We start from the raw sequence: 18,116 nt of genomic DNA, 5'->3' as shown, positions 1-18,116 counted from the left end.
GAGAGACGAGCAGAGCTAAAAGGCCTCACATTGCGAGCTCGTAGACGTCAACTCCGCCATTGTAGTTAGGCACATATATTTGCCCTCCATCAATCACGGGAGGGTCAAATTTGTTGAAGAGAAACTGAATGTTTTCATTCTGCGAGTCCCATAAAACCTTCAATGATTTATCCGCGGCAAGGTGCACGGCATCGTATACGAGCAGGCGACCGTTTCCGACTTGAGCATTGGCATCACCGTACGAGATCGTACATACAAGTATGGCCGAGTCGGGGTCGGTCCCATTGCTTGATCCGGAGCAGAAGCCGCCGGGCATTCCCCCGGGATTGTTCCCTCGCACGTTTGCGCTTGCAAATTCGTTGCCTTGCGCGACGTAGGTCAACGCTCCGGTCTGACTCACTGCCCATTTGTGCAGCTGCGAATTTTCCCCCCAAACGAAGATAGTCCACGACTTCATTACAGGGTCAAAGAATTGGACGGGAGTCATGTGGAGGTGAGCGGTATCGCCATTTGGAAGAAAATTGAGCGTCTGTGGATTTGCCGGACATGGATCTACCGGGCCCGGACTCATGGTAAGCCAAACCGGGGGCGCTGCGAGCTTTGCACAGTTGGATTTTGCGTCGGCTAAATCAACGACAGTTGTTCCACCAAGATTCGCGGTCTTGATTGGGTAACCGATGCCATCCTTTCCGGCCGCAACACAGACACCTATAGCAAAGATGCATGCCGGGCCAGCCGATCCCCAATCCTCATCCGACCAATTTCCGGTGGCCATCTTCGGGAAGACCAAAACAACTTTTTCTCCCCGTTCATTAACATTCGTTACCCGAGCGGCTTTTTTCAGGGACATATTCATACCGCCACCAACAGGTTTAAGCGCTTCCGAGGGCGCACTAACGCCCGATATCTTCATTGCTGGTTTCTTTGCCTGCCCGGACCTGACGAGGTCGACCCATGGAGTCCAATGGTCGACGACTACCAAGGTGGCAGGCGTTTGTCTCGAAGTGGGTGTGTATTTGATCTTAACGAATGACTCGCCGAACTGAGATGTACCGTCGAAGTCGCCGTTGCCGGTGATTGCATAGAGAAAGCCTTGCTCGTCTGCCGCAAGACCTTGTCCGCCCATCCAGATGCCAGCACCCTCTCCCTGTGTCAGTGCAAGCTGTGTGGTGATCGAGTTGGTTGCGCAGTCAAAAGCGAAGACCCAACCAGCAGCACCTTGCCCTGTCTCCTGTACAGTGCCGGAAGCCCAAAAGACGGTTTTGCGACCATTCACATTAGTTAGCACCAGGGAACTTCTCTGCTTGCGCATCGCACTCGAGTAGGACTGTGTTCCGCTGGAACCGCTAACCAAGACGGGTGGGATAACACGAGTTCCGTCTGCGGCATTAAGTACAAAGACAAAGTGCTTTGCGTTCTGCGGCGTGCCATCGGGTGAGACCCATGCAACGAGATAAAGACGTTGAGTTTCAGCATCGATGACACCGGTACTCAACACACCCCATTTGTCATTGATGGCGTGACAATCGATCGTCGGGAAGTCACCGACGCACCCATCAGGTTTTATCTTCCTCGGGCCGGTGGGCGTGTTGCCATTTATAGGCGCGCCTAAGCTAACGCTCCACAAGCCCGCGCCACTATGAGCATCTACGCCACGCACGACATTTGCCATGGATGGTAAGACCATCAGATCGTGTGTTGTGCCGTCGGCTACTTTTACACCGGGCAGAATGAGGGGCTGCGCTTCCATTCCTCGTGCATCGCCCGTCACGGGGATAATAGTCAATCGCCGGATTCCCTTTGATGCAACAGAGGCTTGCGTTAGTAGGGTTTCATGCTGATTCCATCCGCTTCTTGAGTTATCCACTGATCTTGTAAGCCACGGAACCATTGTCTGCGCAGCTAGAGTGAGGGGCGTAAGGCTAAGCAAAGCTCCTATCATGCATCGGCGCGTGATCCACTTCCATACAATCGTCATGCGGTTGCTCCTAAATAAGTGACTGCAAGCTCATAGTCCGATCCGCTCTCTGGCAAGCCTGATCCCTCGACGGAGATTGTGTACCATCCTGTGGCTGGAGCCATGCCAAAGGCTTCTTCGGGTTTAGCGCCGATGCGCTGTCTTGAGATTGGTTTGTTGTCGGATGAACTGACAGAGGCAGTGAGTGATGCTTTTACTGAAAGGTTCGCCGATAATCTCAAAGAGATCTTTGTATCTTTTGCGCAGAAGATTCGCTGAGACAGTTGCTGTGAAATGTTTGTTGCTGGCATGATGTCGAGATCAGAGGCCGCAAAGAACGTCTGAGTTGTGGGGTGCGGAGTCTGAGGAAAGGGACGATCTACCCCTCCTGGCGCAAAACATAAGTACGATTGACCGCTGGAAAAGGCATTCGAAGGGATGGTGAAGGTGACGTCTCCATTTCTATCGGTCGAGATGTCTGGATGATGGCCTGTGTAATCGTGCAGCCAGCGGTTCGGTCCGAATGGCGTAGAGCAGGTGATAGTTCGTGGAGACAAGACATTGAAATTAAGTGCGGTCAGGAGCCCGCCACTTTGGCCCAGCGGGCCACCGTTGCCGTCACGCGATGCAACGTGGACATCCCGGTCTACCCATCGAACCTGATAAGCACCTATAGCAAAGGTGCGGCTGATCCAGCACAGATTGTCGATGAGTGGCTTGAGGCCGTAAGATCCTGGCCATACAGCGCCTGAGAAGTAATCTTTTCCATAGATGAGTGCCAAATGCAGAGGAAGCGATAAGAGGTAAGCATAGGCCAACCCCTTATTCGAAATAACCTGCTGCCCCGGACTGGTATCGGTGTCTGGATTATCGACGAAGCCTACGGAGAGTCCCGAGTTCCACTGCCAGTAGCCTGCCGATCCTGCGTCGAATTGCGTTGCGTCAAATCCATTGCAGGCCGCCTGAATGCGCCAGTGAAGTGGGAAGTCGGTCACGGCCGATCGTCCACTCATTGGGGGAGAGGTTGCCCACGAGTTGATATTCGCCGGATTTCCATCGAAGTACTCACTGTAGAACGAGGCAGAAGGAAGCGCATCCATGATGCGACGAACAGAGGGGGCGTGAGTTCCTTTGGTGTCATCGAAGCGAAACCCTACTGCTCCGGTGTGTGCCTGCGCCCAGATGAGATAGTCGATGGCGTCAGCCTCGGTGACGTGAGGCGGATTGCAGTTTTGATAACTCAGCTCACGGCCAAATGGAAAGTCATCGGCAGGCGATGGCACGTCGTCCTCCCGGCAGAAGGGAGGAATCGGGTCATTTTCTTTCATGCCGCCACGGAACCAGCCCGGGGAGGTTTGACCGCGGCCACTCATCGTCTTGTTATCTGCGCCCAGATACCGGAAGACGCCGGGACCGCCATTTTCTCCGCTCATCTGGTGCAACACGAGATCGCCATATGTCAGACAGCCGCTGACATTGAGCGCGGCAATAGCAGCCATTAAACTCTCGAGAGAACCATAGCGAGTTCCGTTGAGATTGCGACGCTGAAAGACGCCGTAGCCGTCACAACCAGGTGCTGCACCGCCCTGGGCCAGCGACCATGGTGGGAGCTGCACGAAGTCGAAGCTCGTGCCGATTGCGGCGGCCTCGGTATGCAGAAAGTCCCACAACCAGGGCTTGCCCGGATCTGTGGGTGGAGCAGGAACTGTGACCTTATTCCCGTCATGCAGGAATCTTCCCCACGCAATGAGGCCGACTGCCATTGGCGTCTCCCTAGCTCGTCATCAGGAACTGAATGAGATTTGAGGTTGCCGTTCTGGCCCGAGTACTGCGGTGTTATTTTCTAAGTCGTACGAGTGTTCTATCTTCTACCAGAAACCCGGACAGGTGGCTTGCAAGGGAGTGCGTTTAGCCCTTCGACCATATCGAACGAGGTCGATTACGGTCGATAAGAGGAGAATGGCGGAGGCGTGGGAGTCGAACTTTTCCACAACCTTTAAAACCGCAACCTACACATCATCCGGGCACACTGAAGTGCTCGTGACCCTTTTATACATGATGGGCTGCGGTAAAACTAAACTAAAGCAAATGTTAGTCTTCGGCAAAAATATGAAGGAGGATTCATGAAGAAGAAGCGCTTTTCTGTGGAGCAGATTGTGGCTGTGTTGTAGTAGGCAGAGCTAGAAGTGCCTGTGGTAAGGTGATTCGGAAGGTTGGGATCAGCGAACAGGCCTTCTATAGATATCCCAGAGCGACAGGGCCAAGAGCTAGGCCATCAAAATGCTGGCGACAAGATGCATTAAGTTCTTCATGTCAAGATCTCCATACTGCTAAAACCCCATTGCTTTTTACCTCTCTGAACGACACGTTGTTGGCAAAGGCTGTAATAAACCACAGGGGGAGGTCTGTGGTTTATTGGTGTGAGTGACCGCTACGGCGGTCACTCACAATGAGAAACACGCGGATAGCTAAGTTATTCCGTGGCTACGCTCGACTTGTTAGGGAAAAGTTCTGAGAAGAATATTCTGGCAACACAAGGCGACAAACGTTATGGCAACAAGGAGTGCATCGTCTTCCGACGAGGGCACTGAATGCGCCCAGCTAAACTTCTCTCACCGACAGGAGCGGCGCACGCGATTCGGTAAGTGTGCAGCGCGCTGCGAAAGCTAACTGCAAGGCATTTGCATCAGTGATTTATCTAAATTGTTGGAGACAGCGACTTCGAATAGCCCTTCTACCGGGCGGACCAGGAATAAATTAAGCAGCTTCGTGTTTTGTTCAACAGATGAGCAGATGTGTTTCAGCACTGCGGCACCCATCTTGAGCAAAAGCAGGAAGAGCATGATTCCCTATATCGGTCCCGAAATAATTAGTGCGCTTCTACGACGCGAGAACATATCGTCATGCCCACCAGAGAGCTCACCCCATTCGCCGCACTCAGACATCTTGGATGAGCCGGATTCCGTTCCCTCCAGGTCCGTCACAAAAAAGCCTTCTTACTTCCACAAACTTTTCACTAGGGCTCCCCGATCAACTACCACGAGAGCAGTTGCGCTTGCACTTTATGTCTTGTCACGATAGGCCAGTCATTGACGCATTGTGTCAAATTTCATTGTTCCTTCTCGGGTCGATATGCCTACTGGTTTAATTATCTTATTCCGTAGAGAATGCAAGAATGATGTTTCAGAAAGTCGGCCGAAATAGTGAGAACGAGGGTTTCGGCATAGAATACTTGGATTCGCTCTATGGCTATGCACTTATGCTCACTCGTAATAGTGTTGAGGCGGAAGATCTGGTGCAGGAGACCTATGTCCGAGCTTTGAAGGCTCAGCACAGGCTCCGGGAAGACAGCAACATCAAAGGCTGGTTTTTTACTATTCTTCGAAATATCCGGCTTAACGAAATTCGAAAGGGCAAGACGGGACCGCACCTTGTCGATGTAGACGGCGAGGAGGGTGGTGCTGATCTTCTACCGGGACATACGCGTAATTCGCAGGAGATTCTCATCGGCAAGGAAGATGCAGAACAGGTCCAGGTCGCTATTGGCCGACTCTCTGCAGAATTTCGCGAAGTGATTTTGCTGCGGGAGTTTGAGGAATTGTCATATCAGGAGATCGCAGTCGTGCTGAACTGTCCAGCGGGTACTGTTATGTCGCGGCTGGGGAGAGCGCGCGCTAAATTGCGAACTCTGTTAGCCGAAACGTCGAGTCAGCCTCTGAGTTACAGAAAGGCCTCGCGCTGATGACAAATCACGATGATTACAGCATCATGATCCAACTCTTCATTGACGATGAACTGAAAGGCCAGGAACGGGAAGATCTGATCTCCCATCTCAAGGATTGCGCCCGTTGTCAGGAAGAGCTGGAAGAGGCGAAATCATTTTCCGTGAGAGTGAGAGGCGCGCGTCCTCAAGTCGAGGCGCCACCAGCTCTGCGCGAAAAGATCCTGAGCCACATGAGCAATCCCGCCCAACAGGCGACCTCGTACCCTCCGATACAAAAAAGATATTCTGTTCGACCCTATTGGAGGCCGCTGGCTGCTGCCGCTATGGTATTGGTAACGGTTGCTGGCGTTCTATCCATCTCCTATCTCCGACGTGAAGCGCGCGCAGAGAGCTTCGTCGATGCAGCCGTCGCCGAACACCGTGGGGCTGGCGATGGCAGGCCGCTCGATGTGCAATCCGATTCGCCAGATGTGGTCGCCACCTGGTTTGCGCAGCGCGTCTCGTTCCCGTTTCGAATTCCCAACGCGGGCGTTGCCGCAGATGACCGGGCGAACTACACCCTTGCTGGCGGCCGCCTCGTGAAATTTGGCGGCGAACCCGCAGCTCTCCTAGAATTTCGAATGCCAAACAATCGCATCAGTCTGCTAGTTTCCTCGGATAAGCTGGCCGCTGCCGCCGGGGGAAAGGTTACACGTTCAGCTGGGCTAAATTTCCATGCCAAGGACCTCGGAGAACTTCACGTAGCTACGTGGGACAACAAAGGGCTTACTTATGCACTCATCTCTTCAGTTGCGATGGGGGGCAACAACTCCTGCCCCACCTGCCATAGGGAGCGGGCTGCTGCCGCCGCGACTTTGAAGCGCCCACACGAGAGGTTCTGGCATGCGCAGCCTCTACCAGAGATCAGCGCTAATCAAGTCAATCATTTTTCGTATTGATCCGCACGAGCACGTGTCTCGTATGCGGCATTTTCAAGGTGTTCGTGAGTCGTTGTAAATGAAGAAGATAACTATGGTGGAGGCGGTGGGAGTCGAACCCACGTCCGAAAAAACTTCCAACAGAGAGCATTCATGCTTTTTCCAGTTCATCTTTGTCTCGTCATCGGCGCTTAGAACGGACGAAGATGCGACGACGACCAGCCTGATTGATCTCGTCATTGCCGTCCAGACGGAACAGCTTTGACCAGCCTACTGTGCGACGATCGGTACAGGCCCGTAGGCGAAGCTTGAGCGATCGGCTACTTATTTAATTAAGCAGCAAGAGCGAACTGAGGTTCGGCACTTATAGTTTTGTGAGCGATTACGGGTGTTCACACCCCGGCATGCCTCTCTGCCACAAGCAATCCCGTCGAAGCCGTGACGCCCCCATCTTGGAGCTGGCACCAACATTGCATTGGGCGCTGCAAAGAACTACTTCCATTATAGCGTCGAGTGCAAGTGCAGCGTCAGGCGAAGGCGAGGATGACGGCGCCGATGGTGATCAGCGACGCTCCGCCTATCTTGAGGGGAGTGAGGTGTTCGCCGAGGAAGAGCCATGCGCCGAGGATAACCAGCACCACGCTTAGCTTATCGACCGGTGCTACGCTCGAGGCCGGCCCCATCTGCAGGGCGCGGAAGTAGCAGAGCCACGATAGTCCGGTGCAGATGCCCGAGAGTACGAGGAAGACCCAGCTCCGTCGTCCGATCTGGGAGAGGGCGTGGTGCTTCTCGAAGGCTATGGCGATGGCCCATGTGAAGATCAGGATGACCGAGGTGCGGATGGCGGTGGCGAGGTTGGAGTCGATTCCCGAGACGCCGACCTTCGCCAGAAGCGCAGTGGCTGCGGCGAAGATGGCCGACAAGACAGCCCAGAAGAGCCAAGTCATAGATGCAGGATACGCGGGGAAGAGGTCTTCCGCGAACTGCGCTCACCAAGCTACATGGTTGCGTTTACGAGATCGACTTGCTGCCAGTCGCCGTGCTCAATGCCTGCGCGAATCTGGGCTGGGGTCTGCCCCTTTTTGGTTTGCTGATAGGCGTAGACGGCTTCGCGCATGCAGGTGGAACAGGCGGCGCCGTGGGTGCCTTCGAAGCAGCTATGCAGGCTGTTGTGACGCATCTCGCGGTCGCAGTGGCAGTAACAGGGCTGTTGATGCAGGACCTTGGGGATGGCTGCGGCCATCTTGTAGGCAGTGACCTGGTAAGGATGGGAGAAGTAGACTCCGGTGAGTTGATCTCCGCTCAGTACGGGGGGCAGAGGCTTTGTCGGAGCAGAGGCGTTGTAGGCCGGGATATCCTCCGCTGGGTTTGACCACTGAGCCGAGGCCACCATGGTGACGAGGCCTAACGCGATGCATCCGAGGATCCGCTTCATGTCGCTATTTTAGATCACTACGGCTGTTTTTCGATTGTTTTAGCGGTATTGACCCCTCCCCCCTCCCCCTTGTGGGGTATTTTGGGTGCAAATGGTTTATTTTGTTGTGCTTGGATGCGGAGCCCCACTCTAAAATATTAGGTCTAAATGGGTTACGCCTAAAATACTTGTTTTGAATGGTTTGCACGGCGATCGAAGAGACTTTGAAGTTTCGTGGCCGCTCTCTTAATTTTCGTGGCCGCTCTCTTAATTATAGAGAGTCGGTGGTGCTTATATGCCAGTGGTTATCTCTTGTAGGTGCAGTGGCTTAGCGTGTTCCTATGCTTGACAGCGGTAGAAGACGAATTTGCAACCGCAGATTCCTCCGCTGCGGAATGACAAACAAGAGAACAGGCCACAGCAAGAGCAAAGGCTATACAGGGGTCTCTCCACTGCGCAGCTCACGATAAAGCTGTGAGCTGCTTCGGTCGAGATGACGGATTTAGGCGTGGAACTAGTAAGAGTGGGGGCGAGAAGGGGCAAAAATATGGGGCGAAACAGGCAAAAAAAATGCGGCACGAACGGTGTTTTGATTCGTGCCGGGAGGCCAGTGACGCAACTTGTGTCAGCCTGTTGGTGATGCGGGCTGAAAGATCTCACGGGCGGTAGACTCACGCTTGCGTTGAATTGAAGATACCACAATATGGAGGAAAAGAAACAGAAATATGTTCCATCATAGAAGTTTGACGGTGAAATGCGATTTTTGGAGCATTTGTTGTAGAGGATTAGCAATACAAGTCTTTATTTATCAGTAATTTGAAAAATAAAGCTATTTTCCCACTTAATTTTTGTTCAGGAGATAAGGTTGGTTTTCAGTGTCTATGGAAAATAGTTTCTTCTACTGAAAGCGTTAGCTTTTGTCGGACGCTCGTGATCGCAGCTAGTGAATGCGGGACTACAGCTCGGGGCATCGACCAGGACAGCCAACCCTGCAAGCAGGTGCATTTGCATGCACCTACTTGCAGGTGTCAGCTTATACGAAATACGAACTTCATCTGACGAAGCAGCAGGCTTGTCGTTGCTGACTCACCCGATTGATCGAAGGCGGAGGAAAGAATCATCCTCTTTTTGTACCGACTTCATGTTTCAGGTGGCTGAGTCTCTCGATCGTGGCATCCACAGCTTGACTGATCGTCTGCAAGGCGTCGCTCTTTGCGATCTGTGCGCCAAGGGTCTTGGCGCGTTCCGCGTAGGTGGAGTCATGAAGAATCTTGCGCACTGCATCACGGATCTGTTCCGGCATAGGAGTTCCTGCTTTAAGGGAGACCCCGGTACCACTCCACTGCACACGGGCCGAAACGAGTGGCTTATCTTCACTCTCTCCGTAGCAGACAATGGGTACTCCATAGCTAAGCGCCTGCTGAACCCCGTTATACCCGCCGTTTGTGACGAAGACGCTCGTCATGGGCAGAATCCGTTCATAAGGAACGTAGGGTTCGACGATGGCATTCTTGGCTGACAGGGTCTTTCCCTCCTTGCTGCCCCCGGCGGTGACTACCACCTGTACGGGTTCCTCTGCAAGACCTTTGATCGCGGGATTGATGAGTTGATCGAAGTCGAAGTTAGCCAACGTTCCCTGAGTCACGAGGACGATAGGCAGAGAACGATCCAGCTGGTCCATCCACGGAGGCGCCTCCGCACCGGATTCCTTGTGGATGATCGGGCCGGTATAGACGAGATTGGACGGCCGATCTTCCATCGGGTATTCGAACTCTTCCGTGCCAAACTGCAGGAAGAGGTCAGGCAGACGATAGATGCTGTTTATGGTGAAGCCGCCGGGGATCGTTACTCCCAATCCGTCAAGAACGGCGTCTGTATACCTGTGTCCAGGGCGCCGCATGGACAGGAACCTCTCATTCTCCTCAACGTTGCGCACCCGGCCCTCCGGGGTACTGTCAGGTCCGGAAAAGATGGACGATGCGGAATCAATCCACGATGGCGCGATGACTCCGCAAGCTATGACCGGGGGGCGAGGTTCGCCGCTCAACAGCAAGGGCAACTCCCCTAGAAAAAGAACATCTGTCATGACCAGATCGATATCTTTGGACGCAATCACTTGCTGGAGCCCACGGTACTGGTCGGCGATGCGGTCCGCAAAGAGATGCTTGGTATAGAGAATGGCCTGGTCCATGGGGGAGGCCGCAGTAAACAACTCGGGAACGAACTCCCCGAGACGGTGATAGTCGTAGTTGGCGTTGCCGATCAGCGGCAGGAACTCCAGACCAGCGGCCTTTATCTGCTCGGAAAAAATATCGCTTGTCTGAAAGAAGACCTGGTGTCCCTCTTTAACCAGCTGCTGAGCCACTGGCATCATTGGTTTTACATGTCCAGCCAAAGGGGTTACTGCTACAAGAATCCTGCTCATTCATCTCCTAAAACGTAGATCGTTATGTTCGCGGTGCGTTGTATGTAAACCTACTGCCATAAAGGATAAGCAGCCGTCTCTCTATCCCCAAACCTACGGCAGACGTACGTCTTTTGCCACATGGCGTAGTCATTCGACTATGGAAAAAGGGATAAGTTACGGGCCACAGCCTGAAGGCTAAAACGAAACGGCAATTACCCCGCAATGGACTGTCGAAATCTGCGCCACAGACCGAGGCACGAGCATTGAGTTCAAAGAGGATTGCCCAGGCGCTTGGCATGAGCTAACGGGGCCGCATCGCCATCTTTTCCGGAGAGGTTGCAGTCGAAGAGTTCAGCGTTAGTCCGTGTCGATTTATGCGGGTGGGAACTCTTTGGTGAGCTGGCCGGCCATGGATAGATCGCGTTGCGTGATTCCTCCGGCATCGTGAGAGACCAGGCCGAGGGTGACCTGGTTGTAACGAATGTCGATGTCGGGGTGGTGATTGGCGGTTTCGGCCAGGACTGCTACGCGGTTGACGAAGGCCATCGCTTCGAGAAAGTCTTTAAAGCTCCACTCGCGGACGAGCTTGCCGCCCCTGAGGGTCCAGTCGGAGTTGGTCTTGAGTGCGTCCTTAATTTCAGTCTCGGTCATGGCCTTTTTCATGGGGGAATCTCCTCGCTTTGCGATCCTAGCTGCCTCGTAGGGTCTGTGCAACCGGAGACGGCGGGGAGGGGGAGCGCGATTCAGTTGCGGCGCGCAACTGTGGCCAGGTTTCGACCGGGAGGGCTAGAAAGACCTCGACGATCTGCGGGTCGAACTGGGTTCCAGCTCGCTGCGTGATCTCTTCTATGGCTTTGGTGAAGGTTGTTCCTCTGCGATAAGGGCGGTCCGAGGTCATGGCGTCGAGCGTGTCGGCGATGGCGAAGACGCGGGCACCGAGAGGGATCTCGTCTCCCTGGAGGCCGCGGGGATAGCCGGAGCCGTCGAACTGTTCCTGATGGGCGTAGACGATCTCGGCGGCGTCGCGGAGGAAGGGAATCTTGCGAACCATCCGGTAGCCGCGCTCGCAGTGCTGCTTCATGATGGCGGTCTCCTCCGGGGTGAGGCGGCCGGGTTTGAGGAGGATGGCGTCGGGGGTGGCGATCTTGCCGATGTCGTGGAGGAAGGCGCCGCGGGAGATGATGCGGAGTTGCTCGGAGTCGAGTCCCATGGCTTGAGCGAGGGCGTTGGTGTAGGCGGTGACGCGGCGGGAGTGGCCTTCGGTCTCCTGGTCGCGGAGATCGAGGGCGTCGCCCATGGCTTCGAGGGTGATGTCGTAGCTGCGTTCGAGGTCCTGCATGGTGGAGCGCAGGCGACCGGTGCGGGTGTTGACGATGGCTTCGAGGTTGTGACGGTAGAGGGCGTTCTGCTTGCGCAGGCGGCCGTGCTCGATGGCGCGGAGGACGATGCTCTCGAGTTCGCTGCGCTGGAAGGGCTTGAGGAGATAGTCGATGGAGCCGCGGCGAAAGGCGCTGGTGACGACGTGGACGTCGTTGACGGCGGAGAACATGACGACAGGGATGGCGGGGTGATCGGCGCAGAGGTGATCGAGGAGGGTGAGGCCGTCGGTGCCCGGCATGATGATGTCGGAGAGGATGAGGTCGTAGTCGGGATCCTGCTGGAGACGGGTGAGGGCGTCCTGGGCGCTGGAAGAGGTGACGACGGAGTAGCCGAGGTTTTCAAGGAGAGCCTCTGCTACTGCACGGACGGGCTCTTCGTCATCGACCACCAGGATTCTTTGCTGCGGCATGGGCTGCTTTCGGCTTTGGAACTGCGGTCTCTCATCGGGAGGATTCGAGCGGTTCTTCCGTTTATCGGCAGCCGTGGAGTTTGCATGAGGGCGCTTGCGGGTTGAAGGGGTATGTAGCGAGTTTCGTGTTTTTTCGTTGGTGAAGGAGCGGTGCGATTGTGGTGGAATGGGTCGTTATTATGGCCGCTTGGTGGACGTTCATTTGATGATAAAAATGTGCCAGCTCTTTCGGATTTATTTTCGGGTGCCGGATTGTTTTAAAGCGAGAACGACAACGGCAAAGACAAAATGCGGGGGTCTCTCCACTGCGCAGCTCACGATAAAGCTGTGAGCTGCTTCGGTCGAGATGACGTTGTTGAGTGCGGCAGCAAGCCAAGCGCGTCAGAGGCAAATGAAGGAATACTTCGCTGCGTTCAGCGATGACATCTCGTCCGGATCAGCAGCTCTTCTTGGCTTCGGCGGCGGCTTTGCGTACGGCTACCCAGCCGGGCTTGGTGGTCTGGCGGCTGCGACCTAAGGCGAGTGCGCCTTCGGGGACGTCTTCGGTGATGCTGCTGCCGGCGGCTATGTAAGCACCGGCTCCGATGGTAACGGGGGCGACGAGGGTGGAGTCGGAGCCGATGAAGGCGCCGTCGCCGATGGTGGTGAGGTGCTTGTGGACGCCGTCGTAGTTGCAGGTGATGGTTCCGGCGCCGATGTTGACGCCGTCGCCGATGGTGGCGTCGCCAAGATAGCTGAGGTGTCCGGCTTTTGTGCCTCTGCCTACGGTGGCTTTTTTTGTTTCGACGAAGTTGCCGATGTGGGCTCCTTCGCCGATGCGGCTCTCGGGACGGAGGCGTGCATAGGGGCCGAGGTTGGCGTTGTCGGCGATCTCAGAGTCGTCGAAGATGCAGCCGTTGAGGACGGTGACGTTGTTGCCGATCGCGCAGTTCTGGATGACGGAGTAGGAGCGGATGCGGGATTCGGAGCCGATGTGCGTGTCGCCGAGGAGCTGGACGTAGGGCTCGATGGTGGTGTCGGGGCCGACGGTGACGTGGGCGTCGATGACGCAGGTTTCGGGGCGGAAGATGGTGACGCCCGAGGCCATGAGACGGCGCGCGGTGGCGAGGCGCATGGCTGCGTCGAGATGCATCATCTCGGCGATGGTGTTGGCTCCGAGGACCTCGTCGACTGAGTCGGCTGTGACGGCGACGACGCGTTTGCCTTCGGCGACGAGCATGGCAGCGACGTCGGTGAGGTAGAACTCGCCGTGGGCGTTGTTGGTGGTGAGGGCGTCAAGGCGTGCGAAGAGGGCTGCGGTTTCGAAGCAGTAGATGCCGGAGTTGATCTCGGGTGCGGAGAGCTGGTCGGGGCGGAGGGATTTCTGCTCGACGATGGAGGTGACTTCGGGTTTATCAGCGGATGCGCGGAGGACGCGGCCGTAGCCGGTGGGGTCGGCGGGGACGGCGGTGAGGATCGTCATGGCGGCGTGCTCGCGGAGGTGGGTGTCGCGGACGGCGGCGATGGTTTCGGGACGGATGAGGGGGACGTCGCCGGAGAGGACGAGGAGGTGCTGCGGGATTGGCCTGCCGGAGAGCTCGAAGTCGGCTTTGAGCATCTGAAGGGCGTGGCCGGTGCCGCGCTGCTCTGGCTGGAGGACGAACTGGACGCCGGTGGAGGCGACGGCGGTGCGGACACGGTCGCCTTCGTGGCCGATGATGCAGAAGATGTGGTTGGCGGGGACTACGGTCTCGGCGGCGGCGATGACGTGGAGGAGGAGAGCCCTGCCGCCGATCTCGTGAAGGACTTTGGGGCGCTTGCTCTTGAGGCGGGTGCCTTTTCCGGCGGCCATGATGGCGATGGCGAATTCGGGGGTGCTCATAGGGTTCTATCGTCTCATAGCGGTTGTGGATGAGGGTGGTTTGCGGTGATGGTCATTCGTGCATCGAGAGAAATGCAACCGCAGATCCCTACGGGATGACAACAAAAGGACAGGCAACGACAAAAGACAGGCAACAACAAAAGGACAGGCAACGACAAAAGGACAGGCAACAACAAAGGACAGGCAACAACAGAAGGGCCACAACAACAAAATCGGGCTTAGCGTACTACAGGTAGTTGGATTATTTCGGGTGCGGTGGATTTGGCGCGCCATTTTGCGGTGAGCTGTTTGTCGGAGAGGGCTTTGATGAAGACGCCGCCTACTACGCTGCGGGCCTGGAAGCCTACTTGTTTGCCGGTTTTGGTGTCGTACCAGTCGGTGAGGGGGACGCGGGTTGGGGTCTCGTTGGTCCAGCGGTAGATGGGGTCGACGATGGCGTTGAACTGGACGGGGTTCGAGGCGAGGGTGGCGGTCCAGATGGACCAGTCGAGCTTGGTGTAGTCGGCGCGGCTGTCGAGGGGGAGGCCGTAGAGGTTGAGCCTGGTGAGGTAGAAGGCGACTTCGCTGTCGCGGACGCTGTTGGGGAAGAGGTTGTAGTCGAGGATCTTGTCCCAGACGAGGTTGTACTTCTGGCTCCAGGTGTTGGGGCTGTTGAAGGCGATCTTGTAGTGGTCGCCTTCCTTCGCCATGGTGATCCACTTTGCGGCTTTCTCTTTTGCGGAGGCCTGATACTGCTTTGCGACGGTCTCCTGTTTGAGGAGATGCGCGAGGTCGGCGTATGCGGCGAGGGCGTCGATGGCCTTGATGGAGAGGTTGGCGTTGTGGGCGACGTGTCCGGCGAAGTCGTCGGTGGTGAGTTGGAACTCGGGATCGAGGCCGTGGAGGTTGAGATACTCGGCCCACTTGGTGAGCGTTGGCCAGTAGCGTTGGGCTAGTTGTGGCGTGCCTTCGGCACGGGCGACGGCGTCGACGAGGATGATCATGTTGCCGCTCTCTTCGACGGGCATCTGGTCTTCTTCAGTCTTTTCGCCGCCGCCGTAGACCTGTCCGTTGGCGAGGGGATATTGGCCGAGATCGTGGGGGGAGAAGGGGAACTTCCAGCGTGCGAGAGAGGAGTATTCGAGGACGGGGAGGAGCTGGGCTTCGAGGAGCTTTGGGTTGAAGAAGAGGAAGATGGGTGCGGAGGGATAGAGGACGTCGACGGTGGCGATGCAGCCGTTGGAGAAGTTCTCCTTGGCGAAGAGCATGGGGTCGCCGTTGGCGTCGGCTACGAGCTTGTGCGCGGCGATGGCCTGACGGTAGGAGAGGATGGCGATGTAGGCGTAGTGTTCGCCTCCGACCTTGATGAGGTCGGCGGTGAGCTCTTTGTCGAGTGCTTCGCCGCGTGCTTCGAGTGTGGCGTATTGCTGTTCGGCTTGATCGAGCATCTGGTCTACGGGCATGTTGTTGCGCTGCCAGTAGGGTCGGAGGTTTCGCTGGAGGTACTGGATTGCGTAGTCGTCGGTGTAGGAGAGGAGGATGTGGCGGGTGACTGGCTCGGTGCGGGTAACGGCGTGGGGGTTGATGGTGCCGAAGTCGATGATGGTGGAGAGCGCGGAGGCGGAGTGGTCGGCGCGCTCGGGCATGTCCATGGTGTCGGTGGTGGGGAGCTGGCCGGTCGCGGCAAAGGCTTTGGCTGCGTGAGGCGCGAGGAACGTCGCGTAGTGTGGGTCCTTCGGGACGGCTAGATGGAAGTAGCCCCAGTCGATGCGGAGATCGTCGCCGGAGCGGTTGAGGAGCTTTTGATCCTGCGAACCGGTGGAGAGGACGTTGAGGGTTGCGGTTTGATTGCGGAAGGAGTTGATCTGCTGGCTGCGGTCGTTGACGGCGATGACTGGGTCTACGTCGAGGAGGACAGAGACTTGATGCGGGGCGGCGTCTGCTGATTCGGCGGTCCAGGTGAGGTAGGTTACCGGGCGCGAGAGGACGTCGAGGTCGCTGAGGATGGCGGGGGTGAAGAAGACGAAGTGGAGAGTGATGCCATTTTGGCGGAACTCGTAGATGGTGTGGGTCGGCGTGACGGAGTGGGCCGTCTGCTGCATCGCCGGGATGGTGTCGGGGTTGTGGCCGAGGAAGCGGAAGGGCTTGCCGTCGATGCGGACGATGCCGGTGATGGGTTGCGGAGTGCCGGTCCAGTGGGTGGTGTCGGAGTCGGTGAGGTTGTCGGTGGTGGACCAGACGCTGAAGTAGGGATCGTGCGTGATGAGCGGGGTTGCCGGGGGCCGCTGCTGGGCTGAGGCGGGGAGAACGGTGAGGAGCGAAGAGGCAGCGAGGATCAGGAGCGCAGACGAATTTCTAATGACAAACCTCCGCAGAACGATTGCGTTATCAAGGATAGCGCAGCGGATGGCGGAGGCTTATGGTGCGTTTGAACTACTCTGCTGGTTGTTTGCCGCCGGGTGGGGGTGGGATGGTGATGTCCAGGTTTTTTACGGTGCCTAATCCCAGGGTCGAGAGTGCTGGGGTGATCTGGGATTCGTTGCCGACTACGACGATGGCGAGCTTGTTGGTGTCGATGTACTTGTTGGCTACGCGGGAGACGTCGGCGGAGGTGACCTGTTCGATGCCGGTCTTATATTTTTCGAGGGTGTCGGCTGGATAGCCGTAGAAGGCGAGGGTGACCTGCTCGCTAAGGGTTTTGTCGGGCGAGTCGTAGTGGAAGACGAAGGAGTTGAGGACCTGGTCTTTGGCTTTGCTGAGCTCGGCTGGAGTGGGTGGTTCCGTTTTGAGGCGGTCGATTTCGGCGAGCAGAGCTTTGGTTGCGGCTACGGTTGTCGCGCTTTTGGTTGCGGCTTCGACGACGAAGATGCCGGGGTGATCGTAGGAGGCGCCGTAGTTGCCTTCGACGGTGTAGGCGAGGCCGAGTTTGGTACGGACATCCTGCACGACGCGCGAGCCGAAGCCGCCGGAGAAGACCTGGTTCATGACGGAGAGGGCGTAGTAGTCGGGGTTGCTACGCTCGGTGCCGAGGCCGACGATGAGGACGTTGGACTGGTTGACGTCATCTTTGGAGACGAAGTTGACGGTGGGTTTGGGGTCGGTGAAGGTGGCTTTGAAGGGCGGGAAGCGCTGGCCGCGAGGGATGGGCGCGAAGGCTGCGCGGAGTTTGGCTTCCATGGCAGCGGAGTCGAAGTCGCCGGAGAGGGCGACGATGAGGTTGCTGCCGACGATGGTGCGGGTGTGCCAGGCGTTGAGGTCGTCGACGGTGACGGCGTCGACGGTGGCGTATTCGAGCTCGCGAGAGAAGGGGTTGTGCGGGCCATAGGCGATGTGGATGGCTTCGCGGTTGGCGATGCCGCCAGCGTCGTCGTTGCGGCGGGCGATGCCGGTTTCGAGCTGCTGCTTGGCGAGCTGAAGCTTATCGGCTTTGAAGGTGGGGTGAAGGAGGAGGTCGATGGCGGAGGCGAAGACGGTGTCGAAGTCGCTTTTGAGGCTGTTCCATGCCATCGAGGTGGAGGCGCTGCCGCCGCTGGTTTCGATGGAGGCGGCTTTGGCTTCGAGGACGTCGTCGAGCTTGTCGCCGTCGATGGTGGCGGTGCCGCTGGTGCGCCAGGTTTCGCCGTAGAGAGAGGTGAGGCCGAGCTTGGCGTTGGGCTCGTCGCGGCTGCCGCCGCGGATTAGAATGGTGCCGTTGATGAAGGGGAGCTCGTGGTCCTCTTGCAGGAAAAGGACTACGCCGTTAGGAAGCTCGACGCGGTGGGGCTGTACGGGTTTGAAGGCCGGGAGGGGAGGGATGGGGATTTGTTTCCAGGGCTGGGTTTGTGCGTGTGCGCTGAGGCTGGCTAACGCGAATGAAAAGATGAGTGTGGCTAGCTTCGAGAGTGAGGGCTGACAGCTGACCACGGATCTTCGCGGATGACGCAGATTTAGAACAGGCAGAGGCAAAGACGAAATGCGGGGGTCTCTCCACTGCGTCGCGCGATGAGGCTGCGCCACTTCGGTCGAGATGACGATTTCTTGGTGGGGCGATGAAAGAAATTTCGATGGCGTGTGATGCGGCTGTGCGTC

12 protein-coding genes, 1 other RNA gene and 1 pseudogene are annotated in these 18,116 nt (G+C 56.8%); 3 read left to right on the top strand and 11 right to left on the bottom strand.

Annotation, left to right across the window (positions count from 1 at the left end; translation table 11 throughout):
• Positions 1 to 25 precede the first annotated feature (25 nt).
• Complete coding sequence (locus tag GSQ94_RS07490) at positions 26 to 1,978, bottom strand: hypothetical protein (RefSeq protein ID WP_158942946.1); 1,953 nt, start codon at positions 1,976 to 1,978, stop codon at positions 26 to 28.
• Entirely contained in the window at positions 1,975 to 3,720 is a 1,746-nt protein-coding gene (locus tag GSQ94_RS07485) for a hypothetical protein (RefSeq protein WP_158942945.1), read from the bottom strand. The genes GSQ94_RS07490 and GSQ94_RS07485 overlap by 4 nt, the downstream gene beginning before the upstream one ends.
• Before the next feature lie 1,412 nt (positions 3,721 to 5,132).
• Between GSQ94_RS07485 and GSQ94_RS07480 the strand changes: the two genes are divergently transcribed.
• From GSQ94_RS07480 to GSQ94_RS07475, 3 genes and pseudogenes are all read left to right on the top strand, one after another.
• Positions 5,133 to 5,699 (top strand): sigma-70 family RNA polymerase sigma factor, encoded by a 567-nt coding sequence (locus tag GSQ94_RS07480; protein ID WP_158942944.1) that lies wholly within the window; start codon positions 5,133 to 5,135, stop codon positions 5,697 to 5,699.
• Positions 5,699 to 5,800: pseudogene (locus tag GSQ94_RS21805) on the top strand (zf-HC2 domain-containing protein); the annotation flags it as partial. The gene GSQ94_RS07480 and the pseudogene GSQ94_RS21805, both read left to right, overlap by 1 nt.
• A gap of 111 nt (positions 5,801 to 5,911) precedes the next feature.
• On the top strand, positions 5,912 to 6,619 hold the full coding sequence (locus tag GSQ94_RS07475) for a hypothetical protein (RefSeq protein ID WP_254063716.1): 708 nt from the start codon (positions 5,912 to 5,914) through the stop codon (positions 6,617 to 6,619).
• A gap of 74 nt (positions 6,620 to 6,693) precedes the next feature.
• On the opposite strand, the gene ssrA is transcribed toward GSQ94_RS07475, so the two are convergent.
• From ssrA to GSQ94_RS07430, 9 genes are all read right to left on the bottom strand, one after another.
• Positions 6,694 to 7,047, bottom strand: a transfer-messenger RNA (tmRNA) gene (gene ssrA / locus GSQ94_RS07470).
• 78 nt (positions 7,048 to 7,125) lie between these two features.
• Entirely contained in the window at positions 7,126 to 7,545 is a 420-nt protein-coding gene (locus GSQ94_RS07465; protein WP_158942942.1) for an EamA family transporter, read from the bottom strand.
• 50 nt (positions 7,546 to 7,595) lie between these two features.
• On the bottom strand, positions 7,596 to 8,033 hold the full coding sequence (locus tag GSQ94_RS07460; protein WP_254063715.1) for a CYCXC family (seleno)protein: 438 nt from the start codon (positions 8,031 to 8,033) through the stop codon (positions 7,596 to 7,598).
• Between the two features lie 1,096 nt (positions 8,034 to 9,129).
• Positions 9,130 to 10,437, bottom strand: coding sequence for a glycosyltransferase (locus GSQ94_RS07455; protein ID WP_158942941.1), 1,308 nt, complete (start codon positions 10,435 to 10,437; stop codon positions 9,130 to 9,132).
• A 354-nt stretch (positions 10,438 to 10,791) separates the two neighbouring features.
• Positions 10,792 to 11,082 (bottom strand): 4a-hydroxytetrahydrobiopterin dehydratase, encoded by a 291-nt coding sequence (locus tag GSQ94_RS07450; RefSeq protein ID WP_158942940.1) that lies wholly within the window; start codon positions 11,080 to 11,082, stop codon positions 10,792 to 10,794.
• A 25-nt stretch (positions 11,083 to 11,107) separates the two neighbouring features.
• On the bottom strand, positions 11,108 to 12,208 hold the full coding sequence (locus GSQ94_RS07445) for an HD domain-containing phosphohydrolase (protein ID WP_158942939.1): 1,101 nt from the start codon (positions 12,206 to 12,208) through the stop codon (positions 11,108 to 11,110).
• A 436-nt stretch (positions 12,209 to 12,644) separates the two neighbouring features.
• Complete coding sequence (gene glmU / locus GSQ94_RS07440; protein ID WP_158942938.1) at positions 12,645 to 14,069, bottom strand: bifunctional UDP-N-acetylglucosamine diphosphorylase/glucosamine-1-phosphate N-acetyltransferase GlmU; 1,425 nt, start codon at positions 14,067 to 14,069, stop codon at positions 12,645 to 12,647.
• Between the two features lie 218 nt (positions 14,070 to 14,287).
• Positions 14,288 to 16,387, bottom strand: coding sequence for a glutaminase family protein (locus tag GSQ94_RS07435; protein WP_158943281.1), 2,100 nt, complete (start codon positions 16,385 to 16,387; stop codon positions 14,288 to 14,290).
• A gap of 94 nt (positions 16,388 to 16,481) precedes the next feature.
• Positions 16,482 to 17,951 carry a pitrilysin family protein gene (locus GSQ94_RS07430; RefSeq protein ID WP_254063714.1) on the bottom strand — a complete coding sequence of 490 codons (1,470 nt, stop codon included), beginning with the start codon at positions 17,949 to 17,951 and terminating at the stop codon, positions 16,482 to 16,484.
• Positions 17,952 to 18,116 lie beyond the last annotated feature (165 nt).

Origin of the sequence: Granulicella sp. S190, from assembly GCF_009766095.1 — a bacterium.
Lineage (GTDB): Bacteria > Acidobacteriota > Terriglobia > Terriglobales > Acidobacteriaceae > Edaphobacter.
This window is presented reverse-complemented; position numbering and strand designations above follow the sequence as displayed.